The sequence below is a fragment of the Psychrobacter sp. KFRI-CH2-11 genome, assembly GCF_038239325.1.
Lineage (GTDB): Bacteria > Pseudomonadota > Gammaproteobacteria > Pseudomonadales > Moraxellaceae > Psychrobacter > Psychrobacter celer.
On record NZ_CP151283.1, the window covers coordinates 1,216,196 to 1,238,011 of the forward strand.

A 21,816-nucleotide genomic window follows, 5' to 3' on the forward strand; every position below is an offset into this window, starting at 1 on the left:
AATATTTATCAGAATAGTGAGAGAGTAATATGGCTGGTCTGAAGGTTTTTAAGGTTAAGGATGCAGAAGATATTACTACTGTATCTTCTAATGCTAAAAATACTGTTAACAATATAAATGCAGCGGATGGGGTTTTTGATGGTGATGCAACGGGTTTGGATAAAAGTGTAGCTAGTCAGTCATTAGCAAGCACTGTTGTGACAGGAGCTGAGACAGCAGCTGTAGTCGCACCCGAAGCTTTAACAAAAGTAACGCCTTTATTGGGTAAGTCAAATATTGGATTGACTACTTGGGGCGCTGGTAACGACATAGCTACTATTAAACGTGACTATAGTGATGCAGACGCTGATGTAAAAGCTTCTAGTGTTCTAAGCCTTGGTTCAAATGTAGCTGGTGGTCTAGCTGGCGGTGCAGCTGTAGCGGCAGGGTTGGGGGTAACCGTAGTAGGAGCACCTGTTATTGTAGCTTTAGGAGGAGCGTCATTTGCACTTTGGGGTGCAAGTATGGTCGTGGGTGACATCAGCGCTAACGATGCTATAGTTAATGGTTTAGGAAATATAGGTACAGCAGCCTCTAGGCGTATCCTCAGTATTTTAGATCCTGACAATAATGCCTCACCAAAATATTTCGATAAGCAGTACGATCTTCCAGAAATAAGCGGCTCGCAACAGAACCAGCTTATGGCTATTAGCAAAACGCCTTCTTTTAACTATACCTCTCATAAAAAAGACAGCGTCGCAGGGTACAACCTCTATCAGATGCTCGATAATGCAGAAGACACCATATCAAACTCAACCATGAACGGCTTTACCGTCTATGTCATGGGCAAAACCATTCAGCCTACCTGTATGGGTGATGAGGCAGGTGTGGGCGGCGGTGTGAAATCGGGTACGGTTGGTAAAGAGATCAGAGCAACCTCAGGTGCACCCAGCATCATGTATTGTGGCTACTTGTCGATACGAGCAGATGACACCTGTACCATGAATAACGAAAACGTTGAAGGGAAATACATATCACTATGTTAGATAATGCTCAAGCGCAGCCTACGCCGCCCACGATAGAATTGGGTAAGCCTGAGTCTGGTGTCACCGCCCTTACTCTCTCAAACCTTGTAGCGACTGGTAGCCAAGGCTCTGCCTTTGATATGGGTATGAATATCGCCGGCGCTATTCCCAATAAAGATATCTCGCAAGCTGTCGGTGCAATCAGCACGATATCCAAAGCTGCTCAAGCTGCTAATCAAGGCTCAATGCTCGGGGTGGGTATGGCACTAGCAGGTGCTGTGCCAGGTAGTAATTTCTCTGATGCGATGGGCAAAGTAAGCGCTGTATCTAGTGCTATCTCAGCCGCCAACCAAGGCTCGCCGATGGGATCTCTTATGTCACTATCAGGTATTGCCCCTGATAGTCCTATTGCTCAGACACTCGGCCAGATATCACAAGCCACCGATATGCTCAAGCAAGGCTTATCTATTCTAAACCCTGATGTTAACCCGACAGATTTTATCAAATCAGTCATACCGCTTAATCCAGTGACACCTGCTAGCCAATCTGTGAATATTACCAGCGGTCCACCTGGCGCTCGTATCAAAGGCGAAGGCATTAAATGTGCCACCTGCGCCCTTGGCAATCAAGAGGCGATGATTGGTGCGCCAGTCAATGCCCTGTATGGTAGTAAAATACTGGTTGGCGGCGATGACATCGACTATCGCGGTAGTGGCTATTTACCGTTTGTCATGAGTCGCATCTACAATAGCCAAAATCCAGACGCTGGCTGGTTTGGACAAGGGTGGACGACCCAAGGCTATGAGCAGTGCTTGGAGCTGGCCCCGCAGCACAACCGCATCTATCTGGTAGACAACTCAGGTCGGCGAGTGCCTTTTACCTATCTAGCTCCTGGGCAGAGCTGCTATCAGCCTACAGAGGGCATTACCCTATACCGTAAGCATTTGCCTGAGGATAAAACACACACCACCGCCATTAGCCGTCCGATAGTAGCGGGTGCAACCAATGGTAGTCGTATTGGAGATCATGAACCGCTAGAGTTTGTGATCTATTCAGGCGACTATCAGCCGAAAGCGCATAATGACCAGATGCCTAAGATCGAGGCTTTTAACGGTATTGCTCAGCATTATAGCTATGTCGCCAGTCGTCGCCATCATGGCACCGAAGCCACCGTACTTTTGAGCAAATACGTTGATAAATACGGTCATCAGAACCAACTGCACTATACGCGTAGCGCGCTGCAAGGTACCGCCTATCTACCGCAGTATCTCACTGACGATGCGGGCAATTGCTATGAGTTTGAATTCACTCTATATAATGAGCAGCATAGACTCACTACCTTGTATAAACTAGATAGTCTAAAAAATAAAAAAGTACTGGCAGACTACACCTATAGCCCTGAGGGTGATCTGATCAAAGTCATCGCCCAAGGACGTACTACCCGAGAGTTTGCCTATAAAGAACACCTCATGGTCTGGCAGTCACAAGTGAATGGGCAGCAAGTCGCTTACGAGTATGACCATTATGACAATCCTAAAGCGGCTCGTGTCATTGAGCAGGCGATAAGTAGTGGCAGACACTACCTGTTTGAATACGGTCGTGATACCAGCGGTATCGAGAGTATCGGCACCACCACTGTCATCGAACAGCCAGGCACTGAGCTTGAGCGTACCCGTCATTACACCTATGATGACTGGTATAACATGACAAGCCTCACAGACCCCAATGGTAATACCACCCGTTATGAGTATGATGACAACAATCGTATGATCAAGCTCATCAGAGCCGACGATAGCCATACCAATTTTAACTATCAAGACCGTCATCTGGCGAGCGTACAAGTACAGACAGGGGTGGATCCAATTACCCAGCTACCAGAGTATCGGGAAGTTAGCTATGAATACAATCAAGCAGGGCAGTTGATTGTCGGTACAGATGCGCTGGGCAATCAGCAGCAGTATCGCTATAACGCTCAAGGCAACCCAATTGTTTACCGTGATGCATTGGGTAATGACACCCAGTTCCAGTATGATCAGCATGGTAACCTAAGCGCTCAAACCCTAGCCAATGGTAGCCAATTCACCTTTGAATACGATGACTACGGCAACCTAATCAGTCAAACCGACTGTAGTGGCTATCAAACGCACTACCAATACGATGACAAACAGCGCCTATGTGAAATTACCGATGCCGAAGGTAACATCACCCGTTACCGCTATAACAACCCCGCGCCCCACTTAGAGCATCTGCTTAGCCAAGTGCAGTATCCTGATGGCAGTCGCATACAAATGGACTATGACCAGCTTGGACGCCTAACGAGCTACACTGATGCACTAGGTCAACAAGTCAGGTATCAGTACGATAGTGAAGGCAACCCAAGCCAACGCACAGAACAGCAGGAAAAATCTGGAGTAGACGCCGCGAATACCGTAAAACGCTTCAACGCCAAAGGCAACAGCATCGCCTACCGCTATGACGCGCTTGGACGTCTGACCACACTCATCAATGAAAACGCAGAGGAGTGGACATTTGCGTATGATGCCAATGACAACCTAATTCATGAGACCCGCTTTGACGCTCATCAAAGCCGCTACGTATACAATGAAGTTGGACAACTTACCCAGCAAATAGACAACCCGCAGCTGCCCAGACATAAGCAGCATCATGTCATGATGGACTATGATCTTATTGGACAACTGACCACCCGTCACAGCAGTCACTATCCTGAAATCATCGGTCAAGAGTCGAGCAAACCTGTGCGTCCGCAGTATCACCGAGTGCGTTATGAATACGACGAGATCGGACAACTGACCAGCGCCGTCAACCCCAATAGCCGTACAACCCTTACCTATGATGCAGGCGGCAGACTGATAACAGAAACCCTTATCAGTCATTTAACTCAAGACGGAGCATACCAAGCACGCGAGCACACCCTCACTCATGACTATGACGCGCTTGGCAACCGCACTAGCACCACCTTACCCGATGGCAAAATCATCAACCAGCTTTACTATGGCTCAGGACATCTATACAACCAAAGCCTATACGATCCTAGCACTGATGAGCATATCGAGTTGCGTCATAGCGAGCGCAATAAGCTGCATCTTGAGATCAGCCGCGAGCAAGGCGCACTCAGCAGCCGCTACCATTATGACCCGATGGGACGCTTGACCACGCAGCAAAGCAACAGAGATCAGCACCTCACCATACAGCGTGACTATCACTATGACGCCCTAGGACAACTGACACACCTAAGCGGCCATAGCGTCATCAATCAAGGCAATAAAAACACCCAACCAAGCCTAAACAATCAAACCAGCTTTAAACGTAACCATCAATACCAGTATGACGCCCAAGGTCGTCTCACCGAACACAAGCTCACCGACTATCAAAACCATACGGGCATCACCGAAGTGTTTGCCTTTGATCCTGCCAGTAATCGTGTGCCTGTAAAGGCTGATGCTGCTATAGATTCATCAACAACAGATCAGGGCAGACCGCGTGAGCTGATCCAAGACGGCAAAAGAATTCGCTATACCTATGACTCTCATGGACGCGTACTCTATAAAACTACAGAAGCCATTAAACATCCTAATACCGCCCCGCGTAGTGCACTACAACTACAATACAACGCCAACAACGAGCTTGAGAAAAGCTTGCGGACCAAGTACCAAGGCAATCAAATTATCAAAACCCAAACGGTCTATCACTACGACGCCTTTGGACGGCGTATTGCCAAGCACAGTGAGACTCGCCATCTCACTCAAAATAATGGCAAACTTGGGCAAACCAACAAAATCCAGCATAAGCATACCCATATGCTGTGGGATGGTGATCTGCATATTCAAGAATACTCAGATACTCATGTCTATACGACTATCTACGATCAAGGTAGCTTTAAACCTGTAGCGAGACTGATCTGGCTGCGTGATGATCTGCCAGAGGTTGCTAATGACGATATTGAAAATATAGATCGTGAGCAAGACAGCAGCATAATACAAGTTTACCACTATCATAATGATCAGCTCGGTACACCGAATGAGCTTACTGACGATAAGGGTGAAGTGGTTTGGTTGGCGGATTATGAGGCATGGGGCAATACTGCGAAAGTTATCTACAATGAGATAAAAATAAATCAACTAACGGTATCACAAGAGCACGTGCAGCCTATACGCTTTCAAGGTCAATATTTCGATACTGAAACGGGGCTACATTATAATCGCTTTCGCTATTACGATCCTGATATGGGGATGTTTACTAGCCGTGATCTGATAGGGTTGAGAGGGGGTGATAATGTATTCCAGTATGCGCCGAATCCTGTTAATTGGGTTGATCCGTTGGGGTTGAACAACTGGAATGCTTTCGGAGATGCATTTGGAGGTTCGTGGGTCAATCAGAGTATCGGTAAACATGAAGCAAGCTTAAAGCATCAAATGAGATCATGTCCTCAAGCGGCTCCATCAGCGTGTACGAATTGTAATAAAAGTGATAAATGGCGCAAGTATGGTGGTGATTCCAATCTGTATCATTGTGGGTTTGACGGTTATTTAGAGAACAGAATACCTAATACGAAAAACAAGGCACCTACTAATGAGTGTTTCTACGACCATAGTGGCAAATTAGTCGATAATAATCATAAATATAAGGGTTGTAGAGGAACACCTGATGACTACCCATTTTATGGCAATGGTGATATTAAAGATTACTACAGGGGTGCTTTACATTTAACACCATTTGAATCTGGAGGACCAACTAGCAAAAGTGAAAATTATCTTAATCTTCATTATGAGAGTAAGCTAGAAACGAATAGATATTTCAGAGAGAACCCTAGCAGGCGACCGAAAGGGTGGATTGATCCTGCCAAGACAAATCCAATATACAGTTCTGGATCTGGACCCTGACACATTAATTTTGCTCTAAATATACTTATTGATTTGCATTATATTATTAACAGTATTAGGTGTTTTCATTAATGAAAAAATTAAGTCGTTTTAATAAGAAAAATCTGTATTTTTATAGTTTTTTATATAGTTATATTATCACCTTAATTATAAGTATATTTTATGACTATTTAAAATATACTTATATAAATTTCTATTTAGGTGACTCTGAGTTTATTGCGCTAGAAGTGTCAGATATTATTTCTTTTGATATCGGTATGATTTTCTTTCCATTGATATTGTTCATCTCTCCTATAATTGCAATGTTCTATAAACCAATATTTTTTCTCTACATAATTTTTTATATCTTTATTAATTATATGGTTCTTAAAAAGAAAAATATATCAAACCATAGGAATGTTATTTATATAACATTGTTATTTGTTATTTGGAATATGTTTGGCTTGTATAGTCTTGATAACATATTGCCTCTTGCTGTTTTATAAAATATGAGGTCAAATTTAAGCAGAATTCTTGCAGTTAGAATACAACGCCAACAACGAGCTTGAGAAAAGTCTGCGTACTCAGTACCAAGGCAATAAAGTCATTAAGACATTAACCGGGTATCACTACGACGCCTTTGGACGGCGTATTGCCAAACAGAGTGAAACTCGCAATTTCATTCAGAGTAAAGACCAACTTAGACAAACCAATAAGACCCAGCACGCCCATATGCACATGCTATGGGACAGTGACCTACCTATTCAGGAGTATACGGACACTCATGTCTATACCACCATCTACGATCAAGGCAGCTTTGTCCCTATTGCTAGATTGATGTGGCTACGTGATGATCTACCAAAAGTGGCTAATGATGATCTAGAAAGTTTAGATGATGAAAATAACGCAATACAAGTCTATCATTATCATAATGATCAACTCGGTACGCCGAATGAGCTGACCAATGAAAAGGGCGAGGTGGTTTGGCTCGCGGATTATGAAGCTTGGGGTGAGGCGCGTGTAGAAATGTGCTGGGAGCACATTTTAGTGCCGCAAGACGAGAGCTGTGCTCGAGTGGGAGGCGAAGTGCTATGGCGTGAACAAGTCATTGATCAGATCCAAGTCAGTCAAAATGAGCTACAGCCTATCCGTTTTCAAGGTCAGCACTTCGATGAAGAGACGGGGTTGCACTATAACCGTTTTCGCTACTATGATCCTGATATGGGGATGTTTACCTCAAGAGATCCGATAGGGTTAAGAGGTGGTGATAATGTGTTCCAGTATGCACCGAATCCTGTTAATTGGGTTGATCCGTTGGGGTTAGCATCTACTCGAGCATCATGGCTCGGTGATATGGAAAAGGCTAATAATGCTCGTCGCGCAGATCCAAATTCAGGATATTATAATGGCCCTTTTGGTGGAGTTTGTGGCGCGGAAGGGTCAACACTGGCTACTTGGATTCCTGATGGTTATTGGTGGTTTTATAAAAAGGCCTGTCAAGAACATGACGAGTGTTATTCAAAATGCGGCAATACTAAGAACTTCTGCGATATTCAGTTTTTGAAACGTGGCGCAGTTGCATATGCTGGCGCAGTTATGGCAAGTAATGATTCTAAAGAAGCCTATAATAGTGCACAACAAAAAGCGGGGTGTTGTAATGATTGCGTCAACGCTAAGTAAAATTTTATACTATATATCAAGATCTATACATATAATACTTCTACCTATATTATATTCGGCGACTCTTTGGTATCCGACTGGAAGATGGTGGGAAATAATAGGGCTTGGGTTGCTTTTGAGTATTTGTTTTTATCCTTTACTCTTTAAAAAAAAACCAAAAACGTTATTCATAGTAAGGTTTTTTTCATACTTAGTAACTGTAATTTTATTCTTTCCGACAAACTTTTTTACTGCAGAATATGGTGTAGATTATAGAGTTATTATTTTTTATGATATATGCTTTTTATTTATAGTAGATTTATGGATTTTCTTACAAAATAAGTAAAACACGCTACCAATATAATCAATCCAATTTAAAGTTGTAACAGCAAACATTGTTGAATAAATGATTTAGATTATTCTCACCCCAGCCTTGCCTAAGCTTTTTTACCTCAGCCCATTTCTTCTCAATAGGATTTAAATCAGGACTGTAAGGCGGTAGCCATAGAATACGGTGACCATGTCGGTTTAATAGCTTTTTAATACGTTTGTTCTTATGAAATCTGGTACTCGAGCATAGCTCTCCCCTTGCATTCGGGCAAAGCAGTGCTTTGCTTTATCCTCGCTCATATCCATGACGATGAAACATTTGTGACTAAGCTTTGGAATAGGTAACCTTGGCATTGATAATGTTTGAGTTTTATGGCGTATTCTAAACGCTTAAGCCAACTTGCTTTAGGATGTTTAAGACTTTTTTTTACGAGTATAACCCAGTCGCTTCATGGCGGCTTCTATACCCGATTTACTGCAACTCAAACGAGCGGCTCTTTCATAGTAGTAAGCATCAGGATAGTCTGTAATGTCTTGTTTTAGGGCATCATTAGATATTTTGCGTGGTGTTCTGACGATGGGCTTGATACTGATGTCTTTTTTCCAGTTAATAATGGTGGTAGGACTTATATCATAAAGCTTGGCTGCGGTGCGTACGCTCATGCCCTGTTCAAGAGCTTTTAGTACCTTTTTACGAAGGATGATGGGATATGTCATAGTAATCAGTAAGCTGGAGTTTAGAGTTATTGTATCAATTCTTGGTGGGATTAACTATAAATCCAAAAAAACTAATTGATATATAAGAAGAAGTGCAATATGAATAATAAGGATTTTTTTTAAAAAATATATCTGTCAATAGCTTATAGTTATTTAATTTATGTTTCTTTTTTATTGATAAAAGAATTTATGAACTTATATTCCTACTCTTCGAATTCGTATTGTCCATCACATAAGGAGTTTTTATATTCATTTATACTGCCATTCTATAGATTTATTTATCCATTATTTATTTCATTGCTTTTTTAAGAAAATAATATTAATAGTAGTTCTATTCTGGGGCGCATTTCTTTTGGTGTTATTTTCAAAAATTAAATTTTTAGAAAGAAATCAGAATATTTTATTAACCTTTCTATTGGTACTATGGCAGTTTTTTGGTTATTTTTGTCTAAGTTACTTAGCTTCTGTATATTAAAATTTAGGGCCGAAACCCGCTTTGACGCTCATCAAAGCCGCTACGTATACAATGAAGTTGGACAACTTACCCAGCAAATAGACAACCCGCAACTGCCCAGACACAAACAGCATCATATCATGATGGACTATGATCTTATTGGACAACTGACCGCCCGTCACAGCAGTCACTATCCTGAAATCATCGGTCAAGAATCGAGCAAACCTGTGCGTCCGCAGTATCACCGAGTGCGTTATGAATACGACGAGATCGGACAACTGACCAGCGCCGTCAACCCCAATAGCCGTACAACCCTTGCCTATGATGCAGGCGGCAGACTGATAACAGAAACCCTTATCAGTCATTTAACTCAAGACGGAGCATACCAAGCACGCGAGCACACCCTCACTCATGACTATGACGCGCTTGGCAACCGCACTAGCACTACCTTACCTGATGGCAAAGTCATCAATCAGCTCTACTATGGCTCAGGACACCTGTATAACCAAAGCCTATACGATCCTAGCACTGATGAGCATATCGAGTTGCGTCATAGCGAGCGCAATAAGCTGCATCTTGAGATCAGTCGCGAGCAAGGCGCACTCAGTAACCACTACCATTATGACCCGATGGGACGCTTGACCACGCAGCAAAGCAACAGAGATCAGCACCTCACCATACAGCGTGACTATCACTATGACGCCCTAGGACAACTGACACACCTAAGCGGTCATAGCGTCATCAATCAAGGTAATAAAAACACTCAACCAAGCCTAAATAATCAAACCAGCTTTAAGCGCAATCATCAATACCAGTATGACGCCCAAGGTCGTCTCACCGAGCATAAGCTCACTGACTATCAAAACCATACCGGCATCACCGAAGTGTTTGCCTTTGATCCTGCCAGTAATCGCGTGCCTGTAAAAGTCACAGATAAAACAACACAAACCGATACGCCTAAGAGTGAACAAGGCCGTCCGCGTGAGCTGATCCAGAACAACCAGCGCATCAGATACACCTATGACTCTCATGGTCGCGTACTCTATAAAACCACAGAGGCGGCTAATAATCCTGATACTGCCCCGCGTACTGCACTACAACTGCAATACAATGCCAACAACGAGCTTGAGAAAAGCCTGCGGACTCAATATCAAGACAACAGCATTGTTAAAACCCTCACCGAGTATCACTACGACGCCTTTGGACGGCGTATTGCCAAGCACAGTGAGACGCGTAACTTTATTCAGAGTAAAGACCAGCTCACACAAAGCCGTCAGACCCAATATCAGCACACCCATATGCTATGGGACAGTGACCTACCTATTCAGGAATATACGAACACTCATGTCTATACCACCATCTACGATCAAGGCAGCTTTGTCCCTATCGCGCGCTTAACTTGGCTACGTGATGATCTACCAAAAGTGGCTAATGATGATCTAGAAAGCATAGATAATGAAAGTAATGCAATACAGGTCTATCACTACCATAATGATCAACTCGGTACACCGAATGAGCTGACTAATGAGAAGGGTGAGGTGGTGTGGTTGGCTGATTATGAGGCGTGGGGTGAGGCGCGTGTAAAAATGTGCTGGGTGAGTCGCGTAAAAAACAGTTTGGGGAACTGTTTTAGCGGCGCAAGACGTAACGATAGTGCAGTGAAGTTAGTGCCGCAAGGCGAGAGCTGTGCTCGAGTGGGAGGCGAAGTGCTATGTCATGAGCAATTGATCGGTCAGATACAAGTATCAAGCAATGAACTACAGCCTATCCGTTTTCAGGGTCAGCACTTCGATGAAGAAACGGGATTACACTATAACCGTTTCCGCTACTATGATCCTGATATGGGGATGTTTACCTCAAGAGATCCGATAGGGCTGATGGGTGGAGATAATGTGTTCCAGTATGCGCCGAATCCGATAGGTTGGGTTGATCCGTTGGGGTTGGAGAATTGGAGTATGCTACAAAACTATGGCAATTCTCCTGGTATGAAATCATCGATTCATGATGCAAAAACCAAGTATGAAAATATTCAGAACGGAAAGGTGTCTGTATCTAAGCCACCTATACATGCAAATAAAACTATTATGGCAAATCTTACTATTGCTGGACAATTAGGTTTGGGAGGAGATGTTACTTTTGGTGCTGGTAAGAGCTATGATAAGAATGGAAGACCATCACAATGTTATGCTATAACGCCATGTATAGCTGGTGGTGCATCAGCTGAAATAACAGGAGGTATAACAGGGAGTGTTGCAAATGCTTCTACTTCACCAGGTTTCGGATCAACTAGTCAGGCTTGTATTGATGGTGCAGGTACGGCAGGCATTGGTGCTACAAGTAGTCTATGTCAAGGCGCAGATGGTAGTACTACAGGATCAGCTGGTATGGCTATTGGTGGTGGTGGTGGGGTAACAGGTAAAGCTTGTCAGGCTTTTACTTATTGTCGTTAATTTCAAGAGGGTTAATTATGAAATATATAGTATTATGTTCAACTATACTTTTGACAAGTTGTGCAGGTTTAGTGAGTCAAAATGAATATCCGTCCATAGAGAAAGAATGTGAAATATCTGAAGATAGCAATAGCGAGCCTTGCAAGATCGCGTCAATGAACGACTGGACTGAAGATGAAAAAGAGCATCATATGGGTTTTGTCAATTTTTTTCCTAATACAGGTGTACCTCAAGATTGTAGTAAAGCAAAATATTGGTTTGAAAAGGCTGCTAAGAAAGGAAATGCTAAATCTTTAGACGGTCTAGGTGGTTTATACTTCACAGGATGTGGTGTTGATAGGGATTTTAAAAAGGCAGAAAAGTACTATCTATTAGCAAACGAGAGAGGTAGTAGAAATGCCATGGCTAATCTTGGTGATTTATACCATGAAGGTGGTTATGGTCTTAAAGAAGATCCTGATAAAGCGATGTATTGGTATCAGTTGGCGATTGAAGATACACCTGCTCGAGCTTATAGTGGTATAGCAAATTTATATATTGATCAAGAAAATTATGAAGAAGCTCACAAAAATATTGTCAAAGCAGCAGATTTGGAATATTCAGAAGCGGAATACAATTTGGGATACATGTATTACAATGGAATTTCTGTCAAAAAAGATAAAGAAAAAGCAAAATATTGGTTCAAAAAAGCTGCTGCTCAAGGTTATATTGATGCTCAATATTACTTGAATGTCTTATCAGAAGAAGCGGAGCAGTAGACTGATCGGTTTGGGTCAAAGGTATAACATTAATATATAAGAAAACCTATTAATCCAAACCGACTGTAGCAGTTATCAGAAATAACGTCTTACCCGATGGCAAAGTCATCAACCAGATCTACTATGGCTCAGGACACCTGTATAACCAAAGCCTATACGATCCTAGCACTGATGAGCATATCGAGTTGCGTCATAGCGAGCGCAACAAGCTGCATCTTGAGATCAGTCGCGAGCAAGGCGCACTCAGCAGCCGCTACCATTATGACCCGATGGGACGCTTGACCACGCAGCAAAGCAACAGAGATCAGCACCTCACCATACAGCGTGACTATCACTATGACGCCCTAGGACAACTGACACACCTAAGCGGCCATAGCGTCATCAATCAAGGCAATAAAAACACCCAACCAAGCCTAAACAATCAAACCAGCTTTAAGCGCAATCATCAATACCAGTATGACGCCCAAGGTCGTCTCACCGAACACAAGCTCACCGACTATCAAAACCATACGGGCATCACCGAAGTGTTTGCCTTTGATCCTGCCAGTAATCGTGTGCCTGTAAAGGCTGATGCTGCTATAGATTCATCAACAACAGATCAGGGCAGACCGCGTGAGCTGATCCAAGACGGCAAAAGAATTCGCTATACCTATGACTCTCATGGACGCGTACTCTATAAAACTACAGAAGCCATTAAACATCCTAATACCGCCCCGCGTAGTGCACTACAACTACAATACAACGCCAACAACGAGCTTGAGAAAAGCCTGCGGACTCAGTATCAAGACAACAACATTATTAAAACCCTCACCGAGTATCACTACGACGCCTTTGGACGGCGTATTACCAAGCACAGTGAAACTCGTAACTTTATTCAGAGTAAAGACCAGCTCACACAAAGCCGTCAGACCCAGCATCAGCACACGCATATGCTATGGGACAGTGATTTGCCTATTCAGGAATATACAGACACTCATGTCTATACCACCATCTATGATCAAGGCAGCTTTGTCCCTATTGCGCGCTTAGCTTGGCTACGTGATGATCTGCCAAAAGTGGCTAATGATGAATTAGAACTTTCACAAGGTTGGTATGGTAAAGATAAACCAAATGTTAAAACAGGTATACAGGGCTATCACTATCATAACGACCAGCTTGGTACGCCAAATGAGCTGACTAATGAGAAGGGTGAGGTAATTTGGTTGGCTGATTATGAGGCGTGGGGCAATACTGCGAAATTAGTTTGGAATGAGCAGGTGATTGGTCAGATACAAGTCAGTCAAAATGAGCTACAGCCTATCCGTTTTCAAGGTCAGCACTTTGATGAAGAGACAGGGCTACACTATAACCGTTTCCGCTACTATGATCCTGATGTGGGGATGTTTACTACAAGAGATCCGATAGGGCTGATGGGTGGTGGCAATGTGTTCCAGTATGCGCTGAATCCTACGGGGTGGGTTGATCCGTTGGGACTAGTTACCAGAGAGGCCGCCATTAAAAGTTTAGCAAATGATTCAACGGTACAGCCTAAGATTCCAGCTAGAGCAAGACATGGTCGGAACCCAAGCAGACCAGAGGAGTATTCTGCGCAACAAATAAATGAGCGATGGTCTGATATGTACCAAAAAGATATAGCAAGACACATCAGAGCTGGCAGAATGCCGTCTTGTCCTTCATCGGCTCCTAATGTTTGTACAAGCTGTAATATTGGCTCAGGTGGATGGAAGAAGTATGGTGGCAATCCTAATGCGTTTCATTGTGGGTTTGATGGTTATCTAGAAAATAGAGTTCCTAATAAACGTAACCGTTCCAAAAATCTTACTCAAACCTAGCCAATATTGACTATTAGATAGGTTTGACGTTTTCTTTCTGCTTCATTGTCACGCGCTATTTCTCATTTGAGATTTAGACTGACCACGACTCCACAGACTTTTTTAATTGGCGATGGAACTCACCGTCCAATAAACAGGATTATGCAGCTGTTAAAATAACAGTCGCGTTATTTAAAATATTGATGCTGGCGTTGAGGTCACGGTCATGAGAAACCTGACAGTTAGGGCACAACCACTCACGCATTTTCAATGTTAGCTCATATTTACCAAGGATATGATTGCAGTTTGAACAGGTTTTTGAGCTTGGGTAGAAGGGTCCGACTGATTTCACAACCTTGCCTTGCTCAGTGGCTTTGTAGATAAGCTGTCGCTTAAACTCAAAGAAACCCAAGTCACTGATAGCTCTTGATAGCCGCCTGTTCTTAACCATACCTTTGACATTCAAATCCTCAATCGCAATCACATCGAACTCATTAACCAGACTTGTTGTGATTTGATGGAGAGAATCTTGCCTAATACACCTGATCTTATAGTGCAAACGAGAGAGCTTGGTTTTCGCTTTTTCTCTGTTTTTACTGCCTTTTTTAGTGCGACTGAGCGCTTTGTTTAGCGTTCTTAGTTTTTTAAGGTTTGCTTGAAGTGGTTTTGGCGCTTTAATTTTAGTGCCGTCTGATAAAACCAGTAAGTCGGTAATACCAAGATCAACACCAACGCTTTTACCTGTCTTTTTAGTAGGAATTACAGCTTTTTGTATTTCAACAGCCACACTAACAAACCACTTACCGCCACGTTTAGAGATGGTGGCTGACATGATCTTGCCGTCAAAACGTAAAGCTTCTTTTAAGCGAACCCAGCCCAAGTTTGGGATACGAATGGATTTACCTTTAATGGCAAATTGGTCGTTGGATAAACTGAATCTATCGTCACGGCCTTTTTTACGAGCGGTTGGGTATTTCGCTAAGCCTTTAAAGAAGTTGTTATAAGCATCACCCAACTGCATGATTGCCGCCTGCGGAGCGCATTTGGTCACTTCCAGCATATAGGGGAATAATTCACGCTTAATGGCGTTCAATTCGCGTCTGAGCTTCGCCTGTGAGGGCTTGTTTAGATTTTTAGTATCAACCTCAACGCCTGCGGCCAAACACGCATCTCGGTACGCTTTGTCAAGCGCATACTGCCGCTGCCACTCATGCAAAGCCCAGTTGTAGGCTTTTCTCGCCACGCCACAAGCACGAGCAAGGTGATTTGCCTGTACGTTGTTTGGCTTGAGTTCGATAATGTGTCCACGGATCATAATGCTTTTTTAACCGCCTCTATTAATTGTTGGTTTTTCTTGCTGCGAGAGCCGTATAGCCTCGCTGAAAATACGGTGATAATCTCCAATACATCTTGGGCTAATTCTTGCTCAAAACTCAACTCTTCACCTTGATTGATTATTACCACTTCAACGTCACGAGCCTCACACAACATGAAAACCAGTTCTGCACCAAATCGTAAAAGCCTGTCTTTATGGGTAATTACCAGCCGTTCAACTTTATTGCTCAGTATGTCATCAAGCAGGTTTTTTAAGCCTTTCTTTTTATAATCCATTCCACTACCAAGATCGGTAATCGTCTCAAAAGTCCAGCCTTGCCTGGCACAATAAAGTTCCAAAACTTGAGACTGGAGAAGTAAGTCGTCTTTTTGATCACGACTCGACACACGAGCATAAGCAATGGTTTTTCGGTCCAATTTAGGTGGTGTATTCAAGGAATGCGGTCTGATTTCACTTAAATCATATCGCCTATGCCCGTTTTCGGTTCGCTTGGCGACTAACGTACCATCCTCATCCCAACGTCTTAATGTGGATTGAGCAACCCCGAAATGTTTGGCAGCCTCCCCAATACTAACCAGTTTCCCCATAACTTGCTCTCTATATTATAGATACAATCTATCTATTATAGTAATAAATAGGTAGGTTTGTATATATTCTATTTAACTGTTTGCAACCCTGCTCCAGCTAATGAATGTTTCTATGATAATAGTGGAAGTTTAGTTACTGAAAGCCATGAGTATGGTGGTTGTAGGGGAACACCAGATTACTTTCCTTTCTTTGGAACAGGTACTGATGCGGATAATGCTCGAAGAAATCCACATGCGACAATAGATGCAGGCGGAACTTTAGGTCCTAGCAAATCTCATACCAATTTAGCCGTTGAGTCTCTTGCAGAGTCAGCGAGATATCACAATATGATTTTCACGAAGATAGTTTCTACTCCACCAATTAGATATAGTGAGTTCAGTATAAAAACGATACAGTGGGACTGGGATAAATTTTACGCAGCCTCTATCTGCGTAGGCACAGCACGCAAGGAAAATTTAGACCAGTTGCACGTTGATATATAATGTATCTGTTTTATTTAGGATCGACTATAGTATGTCTTATAAGTTTTTAATAAACCTCTTGCATAAGTTATCGCTATTCCGTTGGTGGAAGTTAACGAATTGGTGTTTTTACAAGAGATCTAATATGCAAAAATTATTTATTTAAATAATAAGGTGGGTGTCTATGGATAAAGAAAAATTTATTGATTTAAAGGTATTTAGAATATTGGTATCATTCTTATTAGGATCTATAATATCTCTGATTATTCATATATCTAATACATATGTGGCTGAAAGTAGAATTAATTATGATACTAAATTGAATTTTACTTTTATATATAAAGTTACAGAGACTTTTTATAGTAGTATAATCACTTCTATAAAAATGTTTTTCATACTTCCTATTTTTTTGTTTATTCCTATATTATATGTGCTATTTATATATAAAATATATAAATCTAAAAATTACTTTTTTATGAAGTATAGTATTATAATATTAACCGCTGCTTTTGTTTTTATACATATAATTACTTTTAATTTTTTATCTTTCCTAGTTATGTGATAATATTTAATTATTATGAAAGATATAAATATCTATTGTTAAAGCACATAAGTGCTAGTCTTAAATCAGATAGTAGATTTAACGCCAACAACGAGCTTGAGAAAAGCCTGCGGACGCAATATAAAGACAACAGCATTATTAAAACCCTCACTGAATATCATTATGACACCTTTGGACGACGTATCACCAAGTACAGTGAGACGCGTAACCTCATTCAAAGTAAAGAGCGGCTCACACAAAGCCGTCAGACCCAGCATCAGCACACGCATATGCTATGGGACAGTGATTTGCCTATTCAGGAATATACAGACACTCATGTCTATACCACCATCTATGATCAAGGCAGCTTTGTCCCTGTCGCGCGCTTATCTTGGCTACGTGATGATCTGCCAAGAGTGGCTAATGATGATATAGAAAGTTTAGATAATGAAAATGAGCAAGACGGCAATTTAATACAGGTCTATCACTATCATAATGATCAACTCGGTACGCCTAATGAGCTGACTAATGAGAAGGGTGAGGTGGTTTGGCTCGCGGATTATGAAGCTTGGGGTGAGGCGCGTGTAGAAATGTGCTGGGTGAGTCGCGTAAAAAACAGTTTGGGGAACTGTTTTAGCGGCGCAAGACGTAACGATAGTGCAGTGAAGTTAGTGCCGCAAGACGAGAGCTGTGCTCGAGTGGGAGGCGAAGTGCTATGGCGTGAACAAGTCATTGATCAGATCCAAGTCAGTCAAAATGAGCTACAGCCTATCCGTTTTCAAGGTCAGCACTTCGATGAAGAGACGGGGTTGCACTATAACCGTTTTCGCTACTATGATCCTGATATGGGGATGTTTACGACTCGTGATCCGATAGGGTTAAGAGGTGGCGATAATGTCTTTGCTTATGCACCTAATCCTACAGGATTTATTGATCCGCTAGGGTTAGAGAAAGGTCCATACGGATTAGGAGGTGGCCCTTATAGTCAGCATAATACAATCAAACGAAATAAAATTGATTGGGGGGTATCAAAATCTATCTCAAACTGGCGAAAAAATCCTCATGGTCCTTTTGGAGGTATTTGTGGAGCCGAAGGAACTACAGCAGCAACATGGGTTCCAGATGCAGTATGGACAAATGAGTGTGCGGAGCACGACAGGTGTTACTCAGATTGCAGTAAGACAAAATATCAGTGTGACGGCGCTTTTTTCAGGTCAGGGGCACCACTTCAATCAATAGCTTTACAAACAGTGTTCAAGAAAGATTCTACTAAAGCATATAAAGATGCTCAATCCAAAGCAGGTTGTTGTAATGACTGTATCAAATAAAGCCATATATCATATTTCTCGCACTCTACATATATTATTATTGCCGATACTATACTTAGGCATAGTCTGGTTTTTAGGAGATAAATGGTGGCAAATTATAGGTCTAATACTATTATTTATAATCCCTTTCTACAAACCTATATTTAAAAAATATGAAAAGTTCCTATTTTTTTTGAGACTGGTTACTTACATTCTTATCATATTAATATTTTTTCCTACAGAATTATTTTCAAAAGAGTATTTTCTAGATTATAAGAATATTATTTTCTATGATATTTGTTTTATGATGTTCGTTGATATTAGAATTTATAGGAAGAATAAAATTAAAGTAAATACATGAAAGTTTAGATTTTAAAAAGAATTTAAAAATTAAGCGTGAAGTTTAAGGATAACTTCACCCGCAACCATCAATATCAGTATGACGCGCAAGGTCGTCTGACCGAGCATAAGCTCACTGACTATCAAAACCAGACAGGCATCACCGAAATGTTTACCTTTGATCCTGCGAGTAACCGTGTGCCTGTAAAAGTTGTGGATACTGCAGATAAAACAACACAAACCGATACGCCTAAGAGTGAACAAGGCCGTCCGCGTGAGCTGATCCAGAACAACCAGCGCATCAGATACACCTATGACTCTCATGGTCGCGTACTCTATAAAACCACAGAGGCGGCTAATAATCCTGATACTGCCCCGCGTACTGCCCTACAACTGCAATACAATGCCAACAACGAGCTTGAGAAAAGCCTGCGGACTCAGTATCAAGACAACAACATTATTAAAACCCTCACCGAGTATCACTACGACGCCTTTGGACGGCGTATTACCAAGCACAGTGAAACTCGTAACTTTATTCAGAGTAAAGACCAGCTCACACAAAGCCGTCAGACCCAGCATCAGCACACGCATATGCTATGGGACAGTGATTTGCCTATTCAGGAATATACAGACACTCATGTCTATACCACCATCTATGATCAAGGCAGCTTTGTCCCTATTGCGCGCTTAGCTTGGCTACGTGATGATCTGCCAAAAGTGGCTAATGATGAATTAGAACTTTCACAAGGTTGGTATGGTAAAGATAAACCAAATGTTAAAACAGGTATACAGGGCTATCACTATCATAACGACCAGCTTGGTACGCCAAATGAGCTGACTAATGAGAAGGGTGAGGTAATTTGGTTGGCTGATTATGAGGCGTGGGGCAATACTGCGAAATTAGTTTGGAATGAGCAGGTGATTGGTCAGATACAAGTCAGTCAAAATGAGCTACAGCCTATCCGTTTTCAAGGTCAGCACTTCGATGAAGAGACAGGATTGCACTATAACCGTTTCCGCTACTATGATCCTGATATGGGGATGTTTACTACGAGAGATCCAATCGGGTTATTAGGTGACTTAAATGTGTTCGCTTATGCGCCGAATCCTACGGGTTGGACAGACTCATTGGGATTACATCCAGCTGCTGCTGGAGCTCTATCTGCTCTCGCGGCTGCTGGAAGAGCTTTAATAGGCTCAGGTGCTAAAACTAGTGGAAGAGTCATAGGGAAAGTGGCAGGGGAAGTGGCAAGTGCTGAAGAACAATCTTGTACCTCAGCTAATTGTAAAAAGAAGTGCCTTCCAGCTACTGAGGTTAATATTAGGAAAGTATTATCGCCTACCAATGAGAAAACCATACAAAAAAGCGTATCTTCACCAGTAATTCAGGCCTATGTTAATATGATTGAAATGGGGCGGTAACCCTCCCAAATTTAAGACACCTAATAAATAGAATTAAGCTGCCTGATTGAGTTTCTGTATCGGCGTAAAACCACCATTGCCCATGTTTGGGCGCTCGTTATTATAGTGATATAACCAAGCTTCCGCTTGCTCCCGGACATGATCAAGATTATCAAACAACTCCTGATTTAACCAATCATAACGCATTGTCCTGTTAAAGCGCTCCACATAAGCATTTTGCTGTGGATTGCCAGGCTCAATATAACTAATAGTGATGCCTTGCTGCTCAGCCCAGTCTTTAAGCGCATTACTAATGTATTCAGGGCCATTGTCGCATCTGATTTGGACAGGTTTACCTCGGCACTCGATTAACTGGTTCAAGCTACGTATCACCCTCCCAGCCGGTAGTGAGAAGTCAACCTCGACCGTTAAGGCTTCACGGTTATAGTCATCAATCACATTAAACAGTCTAAAGCCGCGACCATCTGTTAAGCCGTCGTGCATAAAGTCCATGCTCCAGCTGTGGTTGATCTGGTCAGGTACAGCCAGTGGTATGGGTTTAGCACGTTTAATGCGACGCTTGGGCTTGATTCTAAGGTTTAATTCAAGCTCACAGTAGATACGATAGACACGCTTGTGGTTGTATGGCAGTCCCATGACATTGCGCAGGGTTAAGAAGCACAGCCCAAAGCCCCAGTTCTTATTCTCATCAGTCAGTTTGATAAGTAAGTCTGCTATTTGCTTATTCTCATCCGTTGCCACGGACTTGTGATAGTAGCAAGTGACGCTGATATTAAAGATCAGGCAAGCAAGGCGTATGCTAATGCTGCGCGCTTCAATGTAGTGACAAACGAGCTGTCTGCGCCTTTGCGGCGCTACCACTTTTTTGTCATGGCATCCTGTAGTATGTCGGACTTAAGACATTCATCTGCGTACATCTTCTTAAGACGGGCGTTTTCAGTCTCAAGTGCTTTGAGACGGGCAATTAAGGAAGCATCCATGCCGCCATACTTGGAGCGCCAGTTGTAAAAGGTGCTTTGACTGATATTGTGCTCTCGGCAGAGCTCGGTAATAGGAATACCTTGTTCGGCTTGCTTTAAGATGTTGACGATTTGATTGTCGCTAAAACGGGTCTTTTTCATAGGATTCTCCTGCTGATATATTTTAACAGTTAATCTCTATTTATGAGTGTTCTTATTTATAGGGGAGATTACCGGGCAAACTAGCATGCCTCCAGTTAAAATGAGTGGTAATACAATTGTCGATGGAAATCATAGATTTATTGCTGCTAAACTTTGCAAAATGAACGCACCAAAAACACAGTGGAATATGTCAATGAGCGATGCTAGTAAAGCATATCCTGTTAGAAACATTAATGTAGATTCATTTGACTGGGGCAACAGATGATAGTACTAAATTATATTAAAGATAATGAACATGACTCAATAGAACTTGAAAGTTTAAATGGTTACGATTTATCAAACATGAATTTACATAGAATTTGGTTTAATAAATTACATAGTGAGAATGCCTTATTCTGTAATGCTAATTTTAGAAGCGCAACGTTTGAAAAATCAAGCTTTGTTAAATGCGATTTTAGTGATAGTGAATTTATCGCTGTAAACGCAAAAGATGTGGTTTTTAGAAAATGTATGTTTAAAGGTACTAAATTTATTAGTAGTGATTTTGAAAACTGTCAATGGCTTGACTGTATTTTTGAGGACTTAACAATTCATAACCTTAATCTTATTGATTGCTCCCCAGATAGGTTTGAATAAAA

The 21,816-nt window shown here is 42.0% G+C and carries 14 protein-coding genes; 9 read left to right on the forward strand and 5 right to left on the reverse strand.

Annotated elements, in window-relative coordinates:
* Positions 1–29: 29 nt before the first annotated feature.
* The 3 genes from AADH33_RS05075 to AADH33_RS05085 all read left to right on the forward strand — a co-directional run bounded on the left by AADH33_RS05075 (position 30) and on the right by AADH33_RS05085 (position 7,564).
* On the forward strand, positions 30–1,025 hold the full coding sequence (locus AADH33_RS05075) for a PAAR-like domain-containing protein (RefSeq protein ID WP_348549780.1): 996 nt from the start codon (positions 30–32) through the stop codon (positions 1,023–1,025).
* A complete protein-coding gene (locus tag AADH33_RS05080) occupies positions 1,019–5,905 on the forward strand; it encodes an RHS repeat-associated core domain-containing protein (RefSeq protein WP_348549781.1) in 4,887 nt (1,628 codons plus the stop codon). Before AADH33_RS05075 ends, AADH33_RS05080 begins: the two co-directional genes overlap by 7 nt.
* A 513-nt stretch (positions 5,906–6,418) precedes the next feature.
* Positions 6,419–7,564 (forward strand): RHS repeat-associated core domain-containing protein, encoded by a 1,146-nt coding sequence (locus AADH33_RS05085; protein WP_348549782.1) that lies wholly within the window; start codon positions 6,419–6,421, stop codon positions 7,562–7,564.
* 343 nt (positions 7,565–7,907) lie between these two features.
* Here AADH33_RS05085 and AADH33_RS05090 read toward each other — a convergent pair whose 3' ends face one another.
* Positions 7,908–8,150: a transposase gene (locus AADH33_RS05090; RefSeq protein WP_265089388.1), complete on the reverse strand. Its 243-nt coding sequence runs from the start codon at positions 8,148–8,150 to the stop codon at positions 7,908–7,910.
* 137 nt (positions 8,151–8,287) lie between these two features.
* Positions 8,288–8,590, reverse strand: coding sequence for an IS630 transposase-related protein (locus tag AADH33_RS05095; protein WP_201587056.1), 303 nt, complete (start codon positions 8,588–8,590; stop codon positions 8,288–8,290).
* Between the two features lie 594 nt (positions 8,591–9,184).
* Here AADH33_RS05095 and AADH33_RS05100 point away from each other — a divergent pair.
* The 3 genes from AADH33_RS05100 (at position 9,185) to AADH33_RS05110 (ending at position 14,084) form a co-directional block, all read left to right on the forward strand.
* Positions 9,185–11,494 carry an RHS repeat-associated core domain-containing protein gene (locus tag AADH33_RS05100; protein WP_348549783.1) on the forward strand — a complete coding sequence of 770 codons (2,310 nt, stop codon included), beginning with the start codon at positions 9,185–9,187 and terminating at the stop codon, positions 11,492–11,494.
* A 17-nt stretch (positions 11,495–11,511) separates the two neighbouring features.
* Positions 11,512–12,252: a tetratricopeptide repeat protein gene (locus tag AADH33_RS05105; RefSeq protein WP_201587060.1), complete on the forward strand. Its 741-nt coding sequence runs from the start codon at positions 11,512–11,514 to the stop codon at positions 12,250–12,252.
* A gap of 185 nt (positions 12,253–12,437) precedes the next feature.
* A complete protein-coding gene (locus tag AADH33_RS05110; RefSeq protein WP_348549784.1) occupies positions 12,438–14,084 on the forward strand; it encodes an RHS repeat-associated core domain-containing protein in 1,647 nt (548 codons plus the stop codon).
* 139 nt (positions 14,085–14,223) lie between these two features.
* On the opposite strand, the gene AADH33_RS05115 is transcribed toward AADH33_RS05110, so the two are convergent.
* Positions 14,224–15,378 (reverse strand): RNA-guided endonuclease InsQ/TnpB family protein, encoded by a 1,155-nt coding sequence (locus AADH33_RS05115; protein WP_348549785.1) that lies wholly within the window; start codon positions 15,376–15,378, stop codon positions 14,224–14,226.
* Positions 15,375–15,986 carry an IS607 family transposase gene (locus AADH33_RS05120; RefSeq protein ID WP_105246141.1) on the reverse strand — a complete coding sequence of 204 codons (612 nt, stop codon included), beginning with the start codon at positions 15,984–15,986 and terminating at the stop codon, positions 15,375–15,377. Before AADH33_RS05120 ends, AADH33_RS05115 begins: the two co-directional genes overlap by 4 nt.
* Before the next feature lie 1,059 nt (positions 15,987–17,045).
* On the opposite strand from AADH33_RS05120, the gene AADH33_RS05125 reads away from it, so the two are divergent.
* The gene (locus AADH33_RS05125; RefSeq protein WP_348549786.1) at positions 17,046–18,317 is read left to right on the forward strand and encodes an RHS repeat domain-containing protein; all 1,272 of its coding nucleotides are present in this window, start codon (positions 17,046–17,048) and stop codon (positions 18,315–18,317) included.
* 375 nt (positions 18,318–18,692) lie between these two features.
* Entirely contained in the window at positions 18,693–20,057 is a 1,365-nt protein-coding gene (locus AADH33_RS05130) for an RHS repeat domain-containing protein (RefSeq protein ID WP_348549787.1), read from the forward strand.
* Positions 20,058–20,090: 33 nt separating this feature from the next.
* On the opposite strand, the gene AADH33_RS05135 is transcribed toward AADH33_RS05130, so the two are convergent.
* A protein-coding gene (locus AADH33_RS05135) for an IS3 family transposase (RefSeq protein WP_348548561.1) occupies positions 20,091–21,178 on the reverse strand; the annotation gives its coding sequence in 2 pieces (ribosomal slippage) (positions 20,091–20,926 and positions 20,926–21,178; 1,089 coding nt in all).
* 261 nt (positions 21,179–21,439) lie between these two features.
* Between AADH33_RS05135 and AADH33_RS05140 the strand changes: the two genes are divergently transcribed.
* Entirely contained in the window at positions 21,440–21,814 is a 375-nt protein-coding gene (locus AADH33_RS05140) for a pentapeptide repeat-containing protein (RefSeq protein WP_201587065.1), read from the forward strand.
* Positions 21,815–21,816: the final 2 nt, after the last annotated feature.